General features: G+C 60.3%; 18 protein-coding genes and 1 tRNA gene. 14 read left to right on the forward strand and 5 right to left on the reverse strand.

Annotation, left to right across the window (positions count from 1 at the left end):
- From WA943_RS15010 to WA943_RS15025, 4 genes are all read left to right on the forward strand, one after another.
- The coding region (locus tag WA943_RS15010) for a putative quinol monooxygenase (RefSeq protein WP_424470705.1) at nt 1-208 on the forward strand (208 nt) is incomplete at its 5' end.
- Nucleotides 209-217: 9 nt separating this feature from the next.
- A complete protein-coding gene (locus WA943_RS15015; RefSeq protein ID WP_424470706.1) occupies nt 218-1426 on the forward strand; it encodes an acyl-CoA dehydrogenase family protein in 1209 nt (402 codons plus the stop codon).
- A gap of 23 nt (nt 1427-1449) precedes the next feature.
- Nucleotides 1450-1914, forward strand: a complete 465-nt coding sequence (locus tag WA943_RS15020) for an N-acetyltransferase family protein (RefSeq protein WP_424470707.1) — start codon at nt 1450-1452, stop codon at nt 1912-1914.
- Nucleotides 1915-1970: 56 nt separating this feature from the next.
- Nucleotides 1971-2468 (forward strand): copper chaperone PCu(A)C, encoded by a 498-nt coding sequence (locus WA943_RS15025; protein WP_424470708.1) that lies wholly within the window; start codon nt 1971-1973, stop codon nt 2466-2468.
- Nucleotides 2469-2536: 68 nt separating this feature from the next.
- Here WA943_RS15025 and WA943_RS15030 read toward each other — a convergent pair whose 3' ends face one another.
- Complete coding sequence (locus WA943_RS15030) at nt 2537-3442, reverse strand: SDR family oxidoreductase (protein WP_424470709.1); 906 nt, start codon at nt 3440-3442, stop codon at nt 2537-2539.
- 213 nt (nt 3443-3655) lie between these two features.
- On the opposite strand from WA943_RS15030, the gene WA943_RS15035 reads away from it, so the two are divergent.
- The 3 genes from WA943_RS15035 to WA943_RS15045 all read left to right on the forward strand — a co-directional run bounded on the left by WA943_RS15035 (nt 3656) and on the right by WA943_RS15045 (nt 7201).
- Nucleotides 3656-4915 (forward strand): NupC/NupG family nucleoside CNT transporter, encoded by a 1260-nt coding sequence (locus tag WA943_RS15035; protein WP_424470710.1) that lies wholly within the window; start codon nt 3656-3658, stop codon nt 4913-4915.
- 22 nt (nt 4916-4937) lie between these two features.
- Complete coding sequence (locus tag WA943_RS15040) at nt 4938-5549, forward strand: glutathione S-transferase family protein (RefSeq protein ID WP_424470711.1); 612 nt, start codon at nt 4938-4940, stop codon at nt 5547-5549.
- A gap of 251 nt (nt 5550-5800) precedes the next feature.
- On the forward strand, nt 5801-7201 hold the full coding sequence (locus WA943_RS15045; RefSeq protein WP_424470712.1) for an MFS transporter: 1401 nt from the start codon (nt 5801-5803) through the stop codon (nt 7199-7201).
- 2 nt (nt 7202-7203) lie between these two features.
- Here WA943_RS15045 and WA943_RS15050 read toward each other — a convergent pair whose 3' ends face one another.
- Nucleotides 7204-8235 (reverse strand): LLM class flavin-dependent oxidoreductase, encoded by a 1032-nt coding sequence (locus WA943_RS15050; protein WP_424470713.1) that lies wholly within the window; start codon nt 8233-8235, stop codon nt 7204-7206.
- A gap of 10 nt (nt 8236-8245) precedes the next feature.
- Nucleotides 8246-8680 (reverse strand): PaaI family thioesterase, encoded by a 435-nt coding sequence (locus WA943_RS15055; protein WP_424470714.1) that lies wholly within the window; start codon nt 8678-8680, stop codon nt 8246-8248.
- 138 nt (nt 8681-8818) lie between these two features.
- Between WA943_RS15055 and WA943_RS15060 the strand changes: the two genes are divergently transcribed.
- The 5 genes from WA943_RS15060 to WA943_RS15080 all read left to right on the forward strand — a co-directional run bounded on the left by WA943_RS15060 (nt 8819) and on the right by WA943_RS15080 (nt 12851).
- The gene (locus WA943_RS15060) at nt 8819-9361 is read left to right on the forward strand and encodes a PAS domain-containing protein (RefSeq protein WP_424470715.1); all 543 of its coding nucleotides are present in this window, start codon (nt 8819-8821) and stop codon (nt 9359-9361) included.
- A 107-nt stretch (nt 9362-9468) separates the two neighbouring features.
- Nucleotides 9469-10620: an acyl-CoA dehydrogenase family protein gene (locus tag WA943_RS15065; RefSeq protein ID WP_424470716.1), complete on the forward strand. Its 1152-nt coding sequence runs from the start codon at nt 9469-9471 to the stop codon at nt 10618-10620.
- Nucleotides 10621-10634: 14 nt separating this feature from the next.
- The gene (locus WA943_RS15070) at nt 10635-11270 is read left to right on the forward strand and encodes a uracil-DNA glycosylase family protein (protein ID WP_424470717.1); all 636 of its coding nucleotides are present in this window, start codon (nt 10635-10637) and stop codon (nt 11268-11270) included.
- Entirely contained in the window at nt 11267-12265 is a 999-nt protein-coding gene (locus WA943_RS15075; RefSeq protein ID WP_424470718.1) for a lysophospholipase, read from the forward strand. The genes WA943_RS15070 and WA943_RS15075 overlap by 4 nt, the downstream gene beginning before the upstream one ends.
- 76 nt (nt 12266-12341) lie before the next feature.
- Nucleotides 12342-12851 (forward strand): Hsp20/alpha crystallin family protein, encoded by a 510-nt coding sequence (locus WA943_RS15080; protein WP_424470719.1) that lies wholly within the window; start codon nt 12342-12344, stop codon nt 12849-12851.
- 12 nt (nt 12852-12863) lie between these two features.
- On the opposite strand, the gene WA943_RS15085 is transcribed toward WA943_RS15080, so the two are convergent.
- On the reverse strand, nt 12864-15353 hold the full coding sequence (locus WA943_RS15085; protein ID WP_424470720.1) for a patatin-like protein: 2490 nt from the start codon (nt 15351-15353) through the stop codon (nt 12864-12866).
- A gap of 244 nt (nt 15354-15597) precedes the next feature.
- On the opposite strand from WA943_RS15085, the gene WA943_RS15090 reads away from it, so the two are divergent.
- Nucleotides 15598-16968 carry a sensor histidine kinase gene (locus WA943_RS15090; RefSeq protein ID WP_424470721.1) on the forward strand — a complete coding sequence of 457 codons (1371 nt, stop codon included), beginning with the start codon at nt 15598-15600 and terminating at the stop codon, nt 16966-16968.
- Nucleotides 16969-17086: 118 nt separating this feature from the next.
- Complete coding sequence (fghA, locus tag WA943_RS15095) at nt 17087-17932, forward strand: S-formylglutathione hydrolase (protein ID WP_424470722.1); 846 nt, start codon at nt 17087-17089, stop codon at nt 17930-17932.
- Between the two features lie 36 nt (nt 17933-17968).
- On the opposite strand, the gene WA943_RS15100 is transcribed toward fghA, so the two are convergent.
- Nucleotides 17969-18044: transfer RNA gene (locus tag WA943_RS15100), tRNA-Val, on the reverse strand.
- Nucleotides 18045-18112 lie beyond the last annotated feature (68 nt).

An 18112-nucleotide genomic window follows, 5' to 3' on the forward strand; every position in this document is an offset into this window, starting at 1 on the left:
GGTTCATGCAAATGAGAAGGGTTGCCTTCAGTACGATTTCTTCAAGTCGAAGGCTGACGCATCGACCTACATCATCATGGAACAGTACGCGACGCAGGCGGATCTGGATGCGCACGGCAAGTCTGACTATTTCAAGGCTGCAGGTGCAAAATTTGGCTCGCTGCTCGGCGGCGCGCCGGGCCTCGTGTTCTCCGACAAGATTGGATAAGGCGATCCCATGGATCTGAATTTCAGCAAGGAAGATGAAGCCTTCCGTCAGGAAGTGCGCTCCTTCATCGAAGAAGCCTATACGCCGGAAATGCGCGCCAAACACGCGCGTTCCAAACACGGCTATATCGACAAGCAGAGCCACGTTCAGTGGCAGAAGTCGCTTGCGAAAAAGGGTTGGCTCGCGCCGAACTGGCCGAAGGAATATGGCGGTCCCGGTTTCACCACGTCGCAGAAGTATATCTTCGACGTTGAAATGGGCCGTGCCGGTGTCCCGCACACCGTTCCTTTCGGACCGACCATGGTGGCGCCCGTCATCATGAAGTTCGGCACGCCCGAACAGAAGAAGCGCTTCCTGCCCGATATCCTCGAAACCAATGTTCTGTGGTGCCAGGGATATTCCGAGCCGGGCGCCGGTTCGGATCTCGCCTCGCTGCAGACAAAGGCCGAGAACAAGGGCGACCATTATCTCGTCAACGGCTCCAAGATCTGGACGTCTGTGGCGCAGTGGGCGGACTGGATTTTCTGTCTGGTGCGCACCTCGAAAGAGGGCAAGCCCCAGGAGGGCATTTCCTTCCTGCTGATCGACATGAAGACGCCGGGTGTGAAGGTTGAGCCGCTCGTGCTGCTCGACGGAACGCCCGCGCCGCATCAGGAAGTCAATCAGGTCTTCTTCACTGACGTGAAGGTGCCGATGGAAAACCGGATCGGCGAAGAGACCAAGGGCTGGACCTACGCGAAGTATCTGCTTGAGTTCGAGCGTGGAAATCCTTATTCGGCGGGCCTTTATCGCTCGCTGAACAAGGTGCGCAAGATCGCTGCCGATACAAAGGTCGGTGACGCCACCCTGGCCGATCAGCCGGAGTTTCAGGCGGCTGCGGCCGATCTGAATTCGCAGATCGTGGCGATGGAATTTACCGAGCTTCGTATCTTCTCGGCGCTTTCGACCGGCGGCAATGTCGGTCCTGAGTCTTCGCTGCTGAAGTGCCGCGGCACGGAAATCCAGCAGGCGATCTCGCAGCTCGCGGTGGAAGCCGTCGGTTCCTACATCACGCCATTCGTCGAAGACGGATTGGCGGAAACGAACGAGCCGCCCGTCGGACCCGCTTATGCGATGACGACGGCGCCTTATTACTTCTCGCTGCGCAAGGCCTCCATCTATGCAGGCTCGAACGAAGTGCAGCGGAACATCATGGCGAAGGCGGTCCTCGGGCTTTGAGCAATACGCGGCCAGACATCACGATGAGACATGCGAGCGCCGGAGACATTCCGGCGCTCGCTCTCGTTTGGCACGATGCATGGCATGCGGGCCATGCCCATCTCGATCCCGAGATTGCGGCGCGGCGGCCAATGGCATTCTTTATCGAGCGAATGTCCGCTCCGCTGGAGGAATACAGCGTCGCCGTCGACAATGGCCGTGTCGTCGGTTTCTCGCGCTGGGAGGGCGACGGCATCGCACAAGTATTTGTGTTGCCCGCCTATCACGGCACGGGCGTCGCCGCCCTTGTGCTGCGTGCCGCCGAAGAAGCATTGCTGGCGCAAGGCCACACGCGCATCTGGCTTCAGTGCCGCAAGGGCAACGATCGTGCGCGGCGTTTCTACGAGAAACATGGCTGGATTGTCGTTGCCGACGTAGATCATGATATGGGTCATATGGACGGGCGCTCACCCGTCATCGTATGGCGTTTGGAAAAGTCGCTCGCCTAGAGCAATGCCTCTCGCCCTGGTCTTGAGGCCGTGTCAGGCCAATGGAGGATTTCACAATGAATATCGGTATGCGCCGCAGCCTGCTCGGCCTTTCCCTCGTCGCAGCAATGGCTGCCTTCTCTTCGGTCGGATATGCGGAAGATGCGAGCGGCCTTAAGGTCGTCGACGTCTGGGCGCGCCCGGCTGCGGTCGTCGGCGGCAATGGTGCCGGATATTTCACGGTCGAGAACGAGGCGGCCAAGGGCGACACGCTGCTGAAGGTCGAAGCCGATGTTTCGAAGAAAGTGGAGCTTCACTCCATGTCGATGGAAGGCATGGTGATGAAGATGCGCAAGCTCGACAACGCGCCTGTCCCGGCACATGGAAAGCTCGTCTTCGAACGCGGCGGCAATCACATCATGTTCATCGGCCTCAATGCCGCGCTCAAACAGGGCGACAGCTTCCCTGTCACCTTTGTTTTCGAGCATGCAGGTTCGATCAAGGCGACAATGACGGTGCAGGACGCCGCGCCGGGACATGGGCAGACGGACGACGCCCACCACATGGATCACTGATCGACACCCGAAAACAAAAGAGGAGAGCCATCAGGCTCTCCTCTTGATGCTTTGCGCTGAAGCGGCGCTTACTTTCCGCCGGTCGCGAGCTTGAAGAACTTGCCCGTCTGCTCGCCGCCCATGAAGAAGGGCGTTGCGTTCGAGAAGTCGGTGATCTTCGCGATGTTCTCGGCAACCTTTTCAGCGGTGAGATCGTCGCCGCCGAGGAACACGCCTTCGGATTCTACAATACGCGCCGAGGCGAAAACGCCCGCGCCCGCGCAGATGCAAACGCCGGTCGGCGCATCTTCCGAGACGAGATAGATGACGGCAGGCGTCACGTTTTCCGGCGACAGCATCTTTTCAGCTTCCGGTGGCATCAGGTCCGACGTCATGCGCGTATAGGCGACGGGGGCGAGGATGTTGGCGCGGATATTGTCCTTCTGGCCTTCGATCTTCAGCGTGTTGACGAAACCGTAAACGCCGAGCTTCGCAGCGCCGTAGTTCGTCTGGCCGAAGTTGCCATAAAGGCCGGTCGAGGACGTGGTGACCATGATGCGGCCATAGCCCTGTTCCTTCATGATCGGCCAGACGGCTTTCGTCGGCTTCACGGTGCCCATCAGATGCACATCGACGACGAGCTGGAAGTCGGCAATGTCCATTTTGATGAACGACTTGTCGCGCAGAATGCCGGCATTGTTGATGAGAATGTCGATGCGGCCATAAGCGTCCATCGTCTGCTTGACCATGTTGGCGACGCCTGCGTCGTCGGTCACGCTGGAGCCGTTGGCGATCGCTTCGCCGCCAAGCGCCTTGATCTCTTCGACGACGGCCTTCGCCGCTTCCGAATGGGCTCCTGTGCCATCGCGCGAGCCACCGAGATCGTTGACGACGACCTTCGCGCCACGGCGTGCAAGTTCAAGAGCGTGGCTGCGGCCGAGACCACCGCCTGCGCCGGTCACAATGGCGACCTTGCCGTCAAAACGAATGCTCATGGGGTTCTCCCGTTGATGTGTTGTGGGAGCGGGCACGGGCTCCACGCAAGGAGCGGCCCGCCGGACTTGAAGGCCTGTTTCGGGGGGAGTTTGTGCACAAACGGGAAGCAGGGGTCAAGGGAGGCCGGATCGCCGCGCCGCGAGCCGTTGCGTGAACCCATGGCCTCCCTATGATGTGGGCCGCTTTCCCGCCTTGTCTCCCCGGAGCCCTTCATGCCTTGGCTGTCCCTGCAAAGCGCCCTTGGGCTCGCTGTCATCGTTTGCATCGCCTGGGGTTTGAGCGAGCGGCGAGGGGCGTTTTCGACCCGCCTGGTTCTGACCGGAATCGCGATCCAGATCGGAGTGGCGCTGCTGCTCCTGAAAGTCCCGGCAACGCGCGAAGCCCTGCTGGCGTTGAACGCCGCCGTCGATGCCTTGACGAAGGCGACGCAGGCGGGAACGGGCTTCGTCTTCGGCTATCTGGGTGGTGGCCCTGCGCCTTATGAGGTCACGCAGCCTGCAAACAGCTTTGTCCTCGGCTTTCAGGCATTGCCCCTTGTGCTCGTCATGTCGGCTCTGTCGGCGCTGCTTTGGCATTGGGGCATTCTGCCGAAGGTCACGCGCGCCTTCGCCTTTGTGCTGGAGCGCAGCATGGGCATTGGCGGCGCTGTGGGACTGGCATCCGCTTCGACAATGTTCGTCGGCATGGTCGAAGCGCCGCTGCTGATCCGGCCCCATCTCGAACGCCTGACGCGCGCCGAGCTTTTCATGATGATGACGGTCGGCCTCGCCTCCGTCTCGGGAACGGTGCTGGTGCTTTACGCCAGCGTTCTCGAACCCGAGGTGCATGGCGCGCTGGGGCAAATCCTCGTCGCGTCGTTGATTTCACTGCCTGCGGGCATTACCGTCGCGCGCCTCATGGTGCCCGAAGGCGAGGGCTTCGCTGGAACCGGCGCCACGCATGATGCTTCGCTCCTCAAATATGAAAGCAGCATGGATGCCGTGACGCGCGGAACCGTCGACGGGCTCTATCTGCTGCTCAATATTCTGGCGATGCTTATCGTCATGGTCGCGCTCGTCGCGCTGGTCAATATCATGCTGGGTGCGCTGCCCGATCTCTGGGGTGCGCCGATGACATTGCAACGCTTTTTCGGCTGGGCTTTCGCGCCGCTCGTCTGGCTGATGGGCGTGCCCGCCAGTGAAATGCAAACGGCGGGGCAGTTGATGGGCACAAAGACGATCCTGAACGAGTTCATCGCCTATATCGATCTCGCCCATCTGCCCGAGGGGGCGCTGAGCCCGCGTTCGGCGCTTATCATGGTCTATGGGCTTTGCGGCTTTGCCAATCTCGGCAGCGTCGGCATTCTGATCGGCGGCCTGACGGCACTCGCTCCCTCGCGCCGTTCCGACATCGTAACGCTCGGCACACGCGCCATCGTTTCGGGAACGCTTGCGACATCGATGACGGGCGCGGTGATCGGCCTCATCACATGAAATTCAAAAGGGAGAGAGTGAAATGAAGATTTACGACGTCGGCAATCCCGCGCCGAATCCGCGCCGCGTACGCATCTTTCTGGCCGAGAAGGGGATCGCGGTTCCCTATGAGCCGATTTCCCTGATGAAAGGCGAGCACAAGGCGCCTGAGTTCAAGGAAAAAAATTCGCTGGGGCAGGTGCCGGTGCTGGAGCTTGATGACGGCACGCATATTTCAGAGAGCATCTCCATCTGCCGTTATTTCGAGGCGCTGCATCCTGAGCCCGCCCTTTTCGGCGCGACGCCGGTCGAGATCGCGCAGATCGACATGTGGATCCGCCGTATCGAATTCATCGTCATGGGGCCTGTGGGCAATGTCTGGCGTCACGCGGACGCGCGGACGTCTAAGATCGTGAAGCAGTTTCGCGATTTCGGCGAAGCAAACCGCGAAACGGCTTTCAACGCCATGCGCTGGCTCGACCGCGAACTCGTCGGGCGCGATTTCATTGCGGGTCAGCACTACTCGGTCGCCGATATTTCCGCACTCTGCACCATCGATTTTGCGAAATTCATCGGCCTCGAAATCCCTGCCGATTGCCCGAATTTGAAAGCCTGGCATGCGCGGGTTTCCGCAAGGGAAAGCGCGGCTGCTTGAGACAAAATGAATGGCGGCGCCCATGGGGTACGGTCTGGACGCCGCCATCACGCTCTCCCCTCGCACCCGAATGAGTCCGGGAAGAGGCCTCGCCATCGGCCGTTGAGCGTCAGGCATGACGTGAAAATAGAAGCTTGTGCATGAACGCAGGCTGAAGGCTCAATTCATCCGATTGTTCGTTGACATTGGGCCGGGCGACCGACAGATAGTATGGTTCGTTTACTACATTGACGCCGGGGAGGGCGTTAACGATGGATGCAGGACCGATAGGAACGAAGAGGCTGAGCCGCTGGCAACTTTTCGCCTATGGGCAGCTCGTGGTTCCGCTGGCTGTTATCGGGCTTCCCGTCGCGATCTACATTCCACCGTTCTACTCGGGCACACTGGGGCTCAATCTCGCGGCGGTGGGTTTCATCCTCATGCTGGCGCGTCTCAGCGACGTCGTGACCGATCCGCTGATCGGACGCCTGAGCGACAGGACGCGCACCCGCTGGGGTCGCAGGCGTCCGTGGCTCGCGCTTGGCGTGCCGGTGATGATGCTTTCCTCCTACATGCTCTTCGTGCCGCCCGAGCAGGTCTCCAACCTCTATCTGCTGATCTGGATATCGGCCATCTATCTCGGTTTCACATTCATCACCATTCCCTACGGTGCCTGGGGCGCTGAAATTTCCAGCGACTATGCAGAGCGCAACCGCATTACCGGCAGCCGCGAAATATTTATGCTTCTTGGGCTGTTGATGGCGATCACGGCGCCGATCATCGGTGCTTACCTGACGGACCAAGGGGGAAATTCGGCAAGCCGCGGCGCCATGTCCTCGCTCGGCTGGCTCACGGTCGCGCTGATGCCGATCTGTGCGTTCATCGCGCTGGTGTCAGTCAAGGAGCCGCCAATCGAGGAGGTGAAACATATTCCCTTCCGCCGTGGCTTTCGCGTGATCATGGGCAACGGGCCGCTGCGCCTCATACTCTACACGTCCATCCTCGGCGCGCTCGCCGGGTCGATCAATGCCGGCGTCGCCGTGATGTTTTTTGAGCATGTGGCGGAACTCGGCAAGGCAAGCACCGTACTGATCTTCGTGCTTTTCGCGGCTGGTGTCGTGGGCTCGCCAATCTGGGTGTCTGTCGGCAGTCGCTTCGGCAAGCATCTCGGCATCGCCTATGCGGGTATAGCGAGCCTCTTCGTTTTCTCGCTGGTACCCGTCGTCATCTATTGGGTAAAACCGCATTATCCCGACGCCGTGTTCCCCTGCATGATGGCGATTACGCTCATTCAGGGACTGACAATCGGTGCGGCACCAATTCTCGGTCAGTCGATCCTTGCCGACGTCGTGGATCTCGACACGCTCAAGAGCGGCGAGCAACGCACGGCTTTCCTCTTCGCCTTCATCGGCATGGTGCGCAAGATTTTCGAGGCCGTCGGCGTCGGTATTGCCTTGCCGATTTTGGCCTGGGTTGGCTTTAACCCATCAGCGGCAGGCAATTCGCCCGCATCGCTTTTCACGCTCACGGCAATGTATTGCATTGTGCCGCTTATACTCTGGGTGATCAGCGTGGCGATCATCTGGCAGTATCCGATCACCAGAGAACGGCAGGTGCGTCTGCGCATCGCGCTCGAAAAGCGCATTGTGCGCCGTGCCGTAATCCGGGATTGATTTCAGGCGATCCCGAATGCCTGCGCCAGAAGCTCGTAAGAGCGAATGCGGTCGGCCTGGTCATAGGTGATGGTGAGGGCGACGAAGTCGTCGACGCCATATTCCGCGCCCATCTGCAGAAGGCGTCCACGCGCTTGTTCAGGCGAGCCGACAATGCCGCGTCGCTCGACCGCGCGCAGCATGGTCTTTTCCTCGTCGGAATAATCATAGGCAAGCGCTTCCTCAATCGTCGGGAAAGCGCCGGCGCGGTTCTGCAGGAGTTGCAGAACCCAGAGATTGCGTGAGGCTGCAATCCGCCTTGCCTCTTCTTCTGTCGGCGCAACGGTGACGGAAACGGCAATCGACCCATAGGGCGACGCAAGCCTGCGCGACGGCATGAAGTTCCGCCGATAAAGCTCGAGCGGCTGCGTGCCTGCATCCTGATTGATGAAATGCGCGAAGCAATAGGCCATGCCGAATTGCGCGGCATATTGCGCGCCATCGCCGCCCGAGCCGAGCATCCACAATTCAGGCAGGCCCGGTCCGCGCGGCGTCGCATGAATGCCGGTATAGGGATGGCCTATCGGAAAGCCGCCGGCCTCGCCCGCAAGACCGGTGGAATCTTCCAGAAACTGGATCAGCAATTCGATCTGTTGCGGAAACACGTCGATGGGATAGGCGTTCGGCCCCGGCTGAAGCGCCCGCGCCGTGCGCTGGTCTGAGCCCGGCGCGCGTCCAAGGCCGAGATCGATACGCCTGGGATAAAGCGTTTCGAGAAGGCGGAAAAGTTCGGCGACCTTGAGCGGGCTGTAATGCGGCAGCATGACGCCCGCCGAACCCACATGGATTTGAGATGTCGCGCCCGCGACGGCAGCGATCATCACCTCCGGCGCCGATCCGGCAAAGGACGAGGTGTTGTGATGTTCGGCAAGCCAATAGCGCTTGTAGCCGAGGCGTTCGGCATGCCGCGCGAGATCGATCGTATTGGCGAGTGCCTCGGCCGCCGTTCCGCCTTTGCGGATCGGGGACTGATCGAGAATGCTTAAAGTGACCATCGCAAGCTCTTCAAGGTTTGCGCCGCACCCTCTTCACGATGCCGCTGAAATTGAGGAGGGTCCGGGTCGCGTCCCCCGCGCCTGTGTAGACCTGCCCGCGCAGGAAGACCATGCTGCCGGTATTCTGCACGATCTCGCCACGCGCTTCGACGATTTCGCCCGGGCCTGCCGCCGCCGTGAATTCGGCATTGAAGGAAACGGTGACGGCCGGGCCGCCAAGCACATCCTGACCGATGCAGAAAAGCGAGAAATCCGCAAAAGTCATCAGCGCCCCGCCATGCAGGAAGCCGCCGCCGTTGCAATGGGTCGGCGTCGATTCGAAGGCGCAGGTCACTTCGCCATTGTCGGCCTTCTTGAAGAAAAACGGACCTGCATGGTCTTCAAAAGGGTCCGTACCATCCCAGGCCTGATAGCCGGCAAGGCGCGCGCTCGGTATTTTCGACATGAACTCTGAACCTGCGATTATTCAATTTCGATTTAGTGGTCTCTTATCAGGAACTGCGCGCAATCCGAAATAGACTGTTCACCTCCGGTTAGCCTTGCCTGTTTATCTTCGCGGCGGGACGGAAGCCTGGAGTTCGATATGAATGAACAAGATCCTTTGATTGCCGCCGCTGGAGCAAGCGGCGCCGGGTTTCGCAAGTTGCGGGACCTGAGCGATCCCATGGTCCTTGAAATATTGAACTATTGGTATCGCAAGCGCGCCGACCGGCTCATGCCATGTCCGCAGGACATGGACCCCGTCGATTTCGCCCGCCACATGCCGAACCTCATGATGATACAGGTCGATCACGATCCCTTTAAGCTGACCTATCGGCTGATCGGCGAGGAAGTGGCGGCGTCGCATGGCGCGAATTACCGCGGTCGCTCCGTTCTCGATGTCGATAAGGAGCGGCCGAACCTCGGTTCAGTGTTGCAAGAGGTCTACAAGATCGTCGCGCTCCGCCGCCGTCCGATTGGCGCAGGCGGCAACATGGAATTCCTCGGGCGCGGGCATCTCGCTTTTGAGGCCGCCTATATGCCGCTTTCCTTCACAGGCGAACGGACCGACCGGATTTTCACCGTGACCGCCTATCGCGAGATTTCCGCCTCCGAGCGACTTGCGACTGAAATCGCCGCCATTTGAGCCGGTCGATGTGAGCGACTGCCGACGCGACGTTTTTCAGTCTTTGACCCCCCTCGGTTTCATGGCCTAAATTCCGCCCCGACCTCAATTTACAAGCCGGAGCGACCATGGCCCTCGACGCCGAAACACGTGAACAGCTCATTTCCTCCGTTCGGCGCTTTGTCGACGAGCGCCTTCGTCCTATCGAGGACAAGGTGTCGGAGGACGACATGGTGCCCTCCGAGATCATCGAAGAGATGAAGGAACTGGGCCTTTTCGGTATTTCCGTTCCCGTCGAATATGGTGGCCTTGGCCTCAACATGGAGGAGGAATGCCTCCTCATGTTCGAAATGGGGCGCACCTCGCCCGCATTCCGCTCCGTCTTCGGCACCAATGTCGGTATCGGCAGCCAGGGCATTGTCATGCATGGCCGTGAAGACCAGAAAGCCGAATGGCTTCCGAAGATCGCCAGCGGCGAAGTCATCATCAGCTTTGCGCTGACCGAGCCCGAAGCAGGATCGGACGCCGCCTCGCTGCGCACAACGGCAATCCGCGACGGCGATCACTACATCGTCAACGGCACAAAGCGCTACATCACCAATGCGAACAAGGCCCACGCCTTCACGCTTCTTGCCCGCACGGACCCGAAGACGCCCGGCGCAAAGGGCGTCTCGGCCTTCATCGTGCCGCGCGACATTCCGGGCATTTCGATCGGCAAGCCTGAAAAGAAAATGGGCCAGCAAGGCGCGCATATCTGCGACGTGATTTTCGACAATGCGCGCATCCCTGCCTCATGCCTTCTCGGCGACAAGGAGGGCAGGGGCTTCGTCACCGCGATGCAGGTTCTCGAACGCGGACGCCTGCACATCTCCGCCGTCTGTATGGGCGTTGCCGACCGTCTCGTGGAAGATTCGACCCGCTACGCCGCCGAGCGCAAGCAGTTCGGCGCTCCCATCGGCAATCTGCAGCTCGTGCAAGCCATGCTTGCCGATTCCAAGATGGAGCATTACGCCGGACGCTGCATGGTGCTCGACGCCGCAAAGCGTCGCGATGCGGGCGAAAATGTCGCAACTGAAAGCTCCTGCACGAAGCTTTTTTGTTCGGAGGCCGTGGGCCGCATTGCCGATCGGGCAGTGCAGATCCATGGCGGCGCCGGATATGTGGCTGACTACGGCATCGAGCGGCTTTACCGCGACGTGCGCATTTTCCGCATTTACGAAGGCACGAGCCAGGTTCAGCAGGTCATCATTGCGCGCAATATGCTGAAGGAAGTCGGCTGAGCTATAGTGGGTCTATGGCCACCCGCCTCGATAAGCTCACCGCCGAAATTCGCGCCTGCCGCCTGTGCCTCGAGCAGCCGGTGGGCGCGCCCCTGCCGCATCAGCCGCGCCCCGTGCTGCGCGTCTCGTCCACCGCGCGTGTCTGCATTGCCGGGCAGGCGCCGGGCACCCGCGTTCACGCATCCGGCATGCCCTTCACCGACCGCAGCGGCGACCGCTTGCGTGATTGGATGGGCGTGACGTCGGAAGAATTCTACGACGTCACGAAAGTGGCCATCGTGCCGATGGGCTTCTGCTTTCCCGGTCAGGATGCAAAAGGCGGCGATCTTCCGCCCCGCCGGGAATGTGCCCCGCGCTGGCATGGCGATCTTTTCAGCCTCATGCCCCAGATCGAATTGACCCTGCTGGTCGGGCAATATGCGCAAGACTGGCATCTTGGTGCTCGGGCGAGGAAAAACCTCACCGAAACGGTCGCCGCCTGGCGAGACTATGGCCCCGGTGCCATACCGCTGCCACATCCCTCATGGCGTAATAACGGCTGGATCAGGAAGAACCCATGGTTCGAAACGGAACTCCTGCCGGTGCTGCGCGCCAGGGTTCGCGAACTGGTCGCCACGGACGCAAAAAGGAAGGCCAGAGGCAAGGAATGACGCGCATGTTTCGATTGTTGCTGGGCTCCGCTCTCGTGGCCGCACTAAGCCTGGGCTGCGCGCCGCGCCTGATGGCAACCGGCAATCCGACATTCGAACCGCGCATCGAGAACACGAACATCGTCGCCTCGGACGGCGCCCGCCTTCCGCTCCATGTCTGGGCGGCCGGTGAGCCCCATGCGATCATCATCGGCGTTCACGGCATGAACGATTACCTCAATGCATTCGACATGCCCGGGCGCTGGTTCCAGCAGCGCGGCGTGACGCTTTATGCCTATGACCAGCGCGGTTTCGGGCGCGCGCCGGGGCGCGGCCTCTGGGCGGGCGGCGCGCGCATGGCTGACGATCTCGACGCGGTCATCCGGCTTGTGCGCAAGGAGCATCCCGACCTGCCGGTCTATCTTCTGGGCGAAAGCATGGGCGGCGGCGTCGTCATGCGCGCTTTCTCCTCGGCCAAGCCGCCGAAGGTCGACGGCGTCATTCTCGCGGCTCCCGCCGTCTGGGGCTGGCGCGAAATGAACGCGTTTTACGAGACCGTCCTCTGGATGAGCGCCCACATGCTGCCCGCCATGACCGTGACGGGGCGCGGGCTGAACATTCAGCCATCGGACAATATCGAAATGCTGAAAGCGCTGGGCCGCGATCCGCTTGTCATCAAGGAAACCCAGATCGGCACCATTTACGGCCTTGTCGAATTGATGGACGAGGCGGCAATGGCAGCGCCCCACATCGACGTGCCGGTGCTGCTGATGTATGGCGCGCATGATCAGGTGGTGCCGCCTATCCCCGTCGCCAACGCCCTGCGTACGATGCGCAATGCACATGTAAACGTCACGGCAGCGTGCTATAGTGACGGCTATCACATGCTGCTGCGCGATCTTGAACGGGAACTTGTCTGGAAAGACATAGAAGCCTGGATGGCCGATTCAGAAGTGCCTTTGCCATCCGGCGCGCAAAACCTTTCAGCCTGCGAGGCCATGTCCGCAGCCAGGTGAGTGATTAGATTACAGGCGACTTATCCGCGTTTCTCTTCGCAAGGCTGACGGTTGGTCAGATAGGAAGGAGTTAAACATGGCTAAATCTCTCATGACACATTCCGGCAATGGCGGCTCGGCCCATTTTCCCCGCGATCCTTTTCAGTCATTCCGGGAAGAAATGCTCGGGCTGATGGACCGTGCATTCGGGCGCTCCGTCGGCTTGTGGGACAGCCCCGGTCTTAGCGGCATGGCAACGATGGGCGCAAGCGACGCTATGCCCAAAATCGACATTCACGAAACGGACAAGATGATCACCTTGACGGCCGAACTTCCCGGGGTCGACGAGAAGGATGTGGATCTGAGGATTCAGGACGGCGTGCTGACGCTCAAGGGCGAGAAGCGTTATGAAAAAATGGAAGGCGAGGGTGATGCGCGCGTGATCGAGCGCAGCTATGGCAGCTTCGAACGCAGCTTCACGCTCCCCCCAGGCATCGACGATGCGAAAATCCAGGCGGCTTACGACAAGGGCATATTGAAGGTGACGTTGCCCAAACGCCCCGAGGCGCAAGCGTCGATGCGGCATATTCCAATCGGCAAGCACTGAGCGCGCCGAATATCAGCTTGCGGCTGCTGCCTCGTTTTCCGGCTCGCGTTCGGTCGGGGCGGCGGTCGCATCCTCTGATGCGCCCGGATCGGGCGGGCCGAAGCGTGCCACGAGTTCTCGTTCAATATCGGCGATGAGATCCGGCACGCTTGTCAGGTGCGGTGCTTCCGCCCGAAGGATGGAGCGGAAGAGGCGCGCCTTGAGATTGGTGAAATCCACGCCCGCTATTGCGCCGGAAGACGAGCCTGCGCTGCCAACGATGTCGACCAGCCGGTCGGCCGCATGCAGGCGGCCCCAGAGATAGTCATTCTCTCTCGCGCGCCTGCTGAAAAACGCCGCAAAGTGCCCGAGATTTCTGCCCATCAAAGTGGCCTGCGCACCGCCTTGCCGGATCGCCTTCGCATCTTCCGGGCTGATCCGGTCCACCTGCACCGTGTCCACGTCGTCGAGATCGTTCCACTTGTTGAGCGGAAGCGTCAGCACGTCGAAGAACGGAAAGCCGACATAGGCATGCATAAGTTCGAGGCGCGGCGCGAAAGGCAGATAGCTCTGCGACATGATGGCGAAGGTCTGGTCGACGATTGCATCGGCGCCAACCAGATCGAGCGCCGGTCCCATCTTCTGCACCAGCGCTTCGATCTCGGCAGGTTCGGCAACGCCATCCTCGAATATCTGGACGCACATATGCTTGATTTCCGGCGTCTGGATGCGATTTGCCGGGCGCGAGTTCAAAAGCTCAAGGCTCTCGTAAAGACTGGCCTTGAATTCGTCGAGCGCATTGGTGTGATCGGGTTCGCCCGCGCCTTCTTCATAAAGCTCGTTCAGACGCCGCACGACAAAGCGCAATCGCCTGATGCGGAAACTCAAATCGAAATCGCGCAGAAAGCGCACCCATGACGTCTGGGCCGTCGGCGTTTCGACATGACCCTGCACCCGCGTCCATTTGACGGGGAAAATATGCCGGGAATTGGCCCACGCCTCGACCGCGCGCGACAGCGCGAGATATTTGCTCGGATTGTGCGTGATGCCGCTCGTCTCGGCGATGAAGAGCGTCAATCGGTCGAGAACGGAACTGACCTTGAGCTGAATATATCCATCATAAGCATAGCCCGCTTCGACGGCGGCCTGCCCATTGGCCCTGTTTCGCCACTCGGAAAGTGTTTCCGCCGTGGGCGATATGCTCGGTTCCTCGCCAAGAAGATCGCGCACGCGTTCCGTGACATGTGGCCGTGTCGCGCCGACGACCTGACGATATTGCCGCACGCGTTCCGAAAACAGATGCACGGATTCAAGTTCGTCTCGCACCGGCTGGTTGCGAGGAATATCGGACAAGGCGCCGCGAATGGTGTGCAAAAAGCCCGGCGCCGCGCCGCCCGCTTCCAGATGGCCGCCTTCAGGATCGGGATCGATATAGACGATGCGCCGGTCCACTTCGCGATAGGCGGGCCGTCCGCGCAGGGAAGCGATGGCCTCGCCGAAAGGCTTGTTGTTGAGCACGCTTCCGTCGATGAACGAGGTCTTGACCGGATCGGCGCCCGCCGCGATGAGCGGCTTGAAGTTCGAGGCGAGAAATTCGGCGCGCGTCGGCCAGCCCTGTCGCCGCCCGACGAGAACCTCGTCTATTTCGCTGATCTGGGCGGGCGGAAAAGCGCCGGGAAAAGACGATGTCGCGCGCGCGGCGAAAACCAGCCCCGGAACATGCGCCTTGTCGAAGTCCGTGACGGTGCGCCCCGCCGTATGCTGCACATAGTCGAACTTCAGCACATGGCGATGCTCGCGCTCGCGGATCGACGGCGGATCGTGAAGGGGAATATCCTGCGTATAGCCGTAAAAATCGGTCACGGAAACGATGAGCTGCAACTTGTGCCCGACAGGCAGCAGCGAGGCACCGGCCTCCGCGCCTTCCTCCATCGCCATGCAGGCATCGAGCAGCATGGTCGTCATGATCTTGCCGGAGAAGGGCGGCTTGAACCAGCGCGACCGCGTGAACAGCAACAGCTTCTGGCGCATTTCCGCGTCCGGCGCGAATTGCGTCAACCAGCGATTGTTGATCGCCCAGAAGACCGGCTTCATGAAGAGCTTGCTCCACTTGCCGGCAATATGATCCTCGTCCATCAGCGCAAGAATGTCGGCTTGCTCGAGCCACATCTTGCGGTGCTGATCCAGCGAGAGATCATGGGCAAGCGCGCGGGCCAGAAGAACGCCATTGATGCCGCCCGCCGAAGCGCCGGCAATCGTGTCCACGAAAATGCGCAAGTCGAATGTCGTGCCGATCGCCTGAAGAAGCTCGAAGTAGACTTCTTCCGTATCGCGCTCGCGGCCATGCGCCTGGTCGAGCTCCGAATAGGTGGAGGACTGGCGGCGGAGATGATTATCCTCACCGTGATAAACGCGCGACGCGCGCACCAGCTTGAGGATCTCCTTCGTCACGCCATGCATATAGACGGCGAGCGAAACGCCGCCGTAGCACACCAGCGCGAGCCTGAGTTCCTTTTCCTTCATCGGAAGCGCCCATCTCCCTCAGGCTTGAACCGCCTGCATAGCATTTCTAGCGGTAAATGGTGAATGAACATTAACGATGATGGGTGGAAAAATCCGTCGTTTTTTACCGGCAAGCCGCAGATAGCCGCCATTGCCGCTCCATTTTTAACGATTTCGGAAAGCACCCCTTAAAACGCCGGTGGAATAATGACCTTCAACGGCGCGGAGAAAAATCCGTGCGCCGCCTTTACAAGCGTGGGCGTGCATGAGTTCTGAAGAGCATATTCGTCGCAGAGTGCTTCTTTACTGGATTTCGATGGAGGACCGCCTCTATCTATTCCGCTGTTCCTTCCCTTTGGCCCTCGCGCTGACCACCATGAGCGCGAACGGCTTCAGCAACGGCCTCGGCTGGTTTCTCGCCGCTGCCGCGCTCGACACCGGCACGCTGATCTGGCGGCGCTCCGTCAAAAAACAAATCGCCGATATCGACACGGAAAAGTGCTGGAGCGAAGCCGGACTATTCCACGTTGCCGCTGTCGGAACCTACACCATCGCAGGCTACAACTGGGTTCTGGCCGAACCGACAAGTTTCGTCGTGACCGCGGTGGTTTTCGGCGCCAGCCTGATGACGCATTGCTCCTGGGTGCCGACGATGCGCGTCTGGGCAAATCTCGTCGCGCTGACCATGCCGTTTACGCTGGTGCTGTTTGCCGCGGAGCAAGCGCAGCTTTTGAACGCAACATCTTTGGTCCTTTGCCTGATGCTGTTCGGCACTGCCGCCGTCATCATGCATTTCAACCGGCAGAAATATTTCGAAACCTTCGCACAAATTCAGGCGGAGCAGGAGCAATCCCTCCGCCTCGATCACGCCTTTGAGACGGCGGTGTTCGAAAAAACCCGCGCGGAAGAAGCAAGCCGCATGAAATCGGATTTCCTGGCGACGATGAGCCACGAGATCCGCACGCCAATGAACGCGATCATGGGGTTTTCCGATCTGCTCACACGAATGAGCAAGGAGCCCAAGACCCGCGAATATGCGCAATACATTCACGACGCTTCAGTGGGTCTTCTCACCGTATTGAACGACGTTCTCATTTTCTCGAAAATCGAGGCGCACAAGATCGAGCTTGATGTAAAGCCGCTGGAATTTTCGGCTCTCTTCGAGTCGCTTTTGTTCTGGTCGGCAAAGGCGCGCGAGAAGGGCATCAGGCTTGATATCGATCAGGGCGATATTCCGACCGACGCCTTGCTTGCCGATGAAGGGCGCTTGCGTCAGATTTTGTCGAACTTCATTTCCAATGCGCTCAAGTTCACGCCGGAAGGCGGCGCCGTGGAAGTTCGCGCGCGCGTCACGGGCCACGAGCATCGGAGCGTGCGCATCCGCTTCGAAGTGGAAGACAACGGCATCGGCTTTGCCGATGAAGTGGCGGAGCGGCTTTTCAAGCCATTCGTGCAGGCCGACGGGGAAATTTCAAAGACCTATGGCGGCACGGGTCTTGGCCTCGCTATCAGTGCAAGCCTCGTTACGCTTATGGGTGGCGAGATCGGCGCGCGCGGCAGGCCGGGGAAAGGCGCCTGCTTCTGGTTCGAGGTGCCTTTTGAACACTCCGTCGTGCCGCTTTTCCGCACGGGGTGAAGAAACAGGCGCATTGCGAGGCGCTTTTGGCCGCCACGCTTGACCCGCCATCCTTCTTTGGCGAAAACCGATCCGTTGCTGCAAAATAGCGGCGGTTTTGGCAAAGAAGGAATGGTTTGTGAGCATCGAGACGCGCAGCGAACATGTCTGCTTCGACGGCATGATGGGTTTTTACGCCCACCAATCGCAGACGACCGGCACCGACATGCGCTTTGCCGTCTTCATGCCGCCTCAGGCAAAGCAGGGCCCCGTGCCGGCATTGTATTTTCTCGCCGGGCTCACCTGCACCGAGGAAACCTTCATGATGAAGGCGGGCGCGCAGCGCCTCGCCGCGACGCTTGGACTGGCGCTCATCGCCTGCGACACGAGCCCGCGCGGGTTGAACCTGCCCGGCGAAGACGATGATTGGGACTTTGGCTCCGGCGCGGGCTTTTATCTCGACGCGACGGCGGAGCCTTGGGCCGCCAACTATCGCATGGGCACTTATGTGAACAAGGAATTGCCTGCGCTGATCGAGGCGAATTTCGCGGTGCGTGCGGGCCTGCGCGGCATTGCGGGCCACTCGATGGGCGGCCATGGCGCGCTTGTGTCGGCATTGCGAAATCCCGGCCTCTGGCAATCGGTTTCAGCTCTCGCCCCGATCTCAAATCCCGTCGCCGTACCATGGGGCGAGAAAGCATTCACCAACTACCTCGGCACCGACCGGACGACATGGGCCGAATGGGATGCGAGCCTGCTGATGCGCGCGAAACCCTTTCCCGGCCCGATCCTTGTCGATCAAGGCCTGGCCGACCAGTTTCTGACGCGCGAGCTACACCCCGAAGCGCTCGAACAAGCCGCAGCCGCCTCCGGTCAGCAACTCACCCTGCGCCGCCACGAAGGCTACGACCACTCCTACTGGTTCATCCAGACGGTTATGACCGACCACCTGAACTGGCACGCGGAGCGACTGCGCGCCGCGTGATGCGGGCGGCAAAGAAACTAAAGCTATCGGGGGAAATGGTGGGCGGTACTGGACTCGAACCAGTGACCCCTGCGATGTGAACACAGTGCTCTACCAACTGAGCTAACCGCCCTGAGGGCCGTCTATAAGCTGTGCCCATTCCGTAAGTCAAGCGGCGGACGCAGGTTATGGTTTTGAGCT

The organism is Parvibaculum sp., from assembly GCF_049651025.1.
Taxonomy (GTDB): Bacteria; Pseudomonadota; Alphaproteobacteria; order Parvibaculales; family Parvibaculaceae; genus Parvibaculum.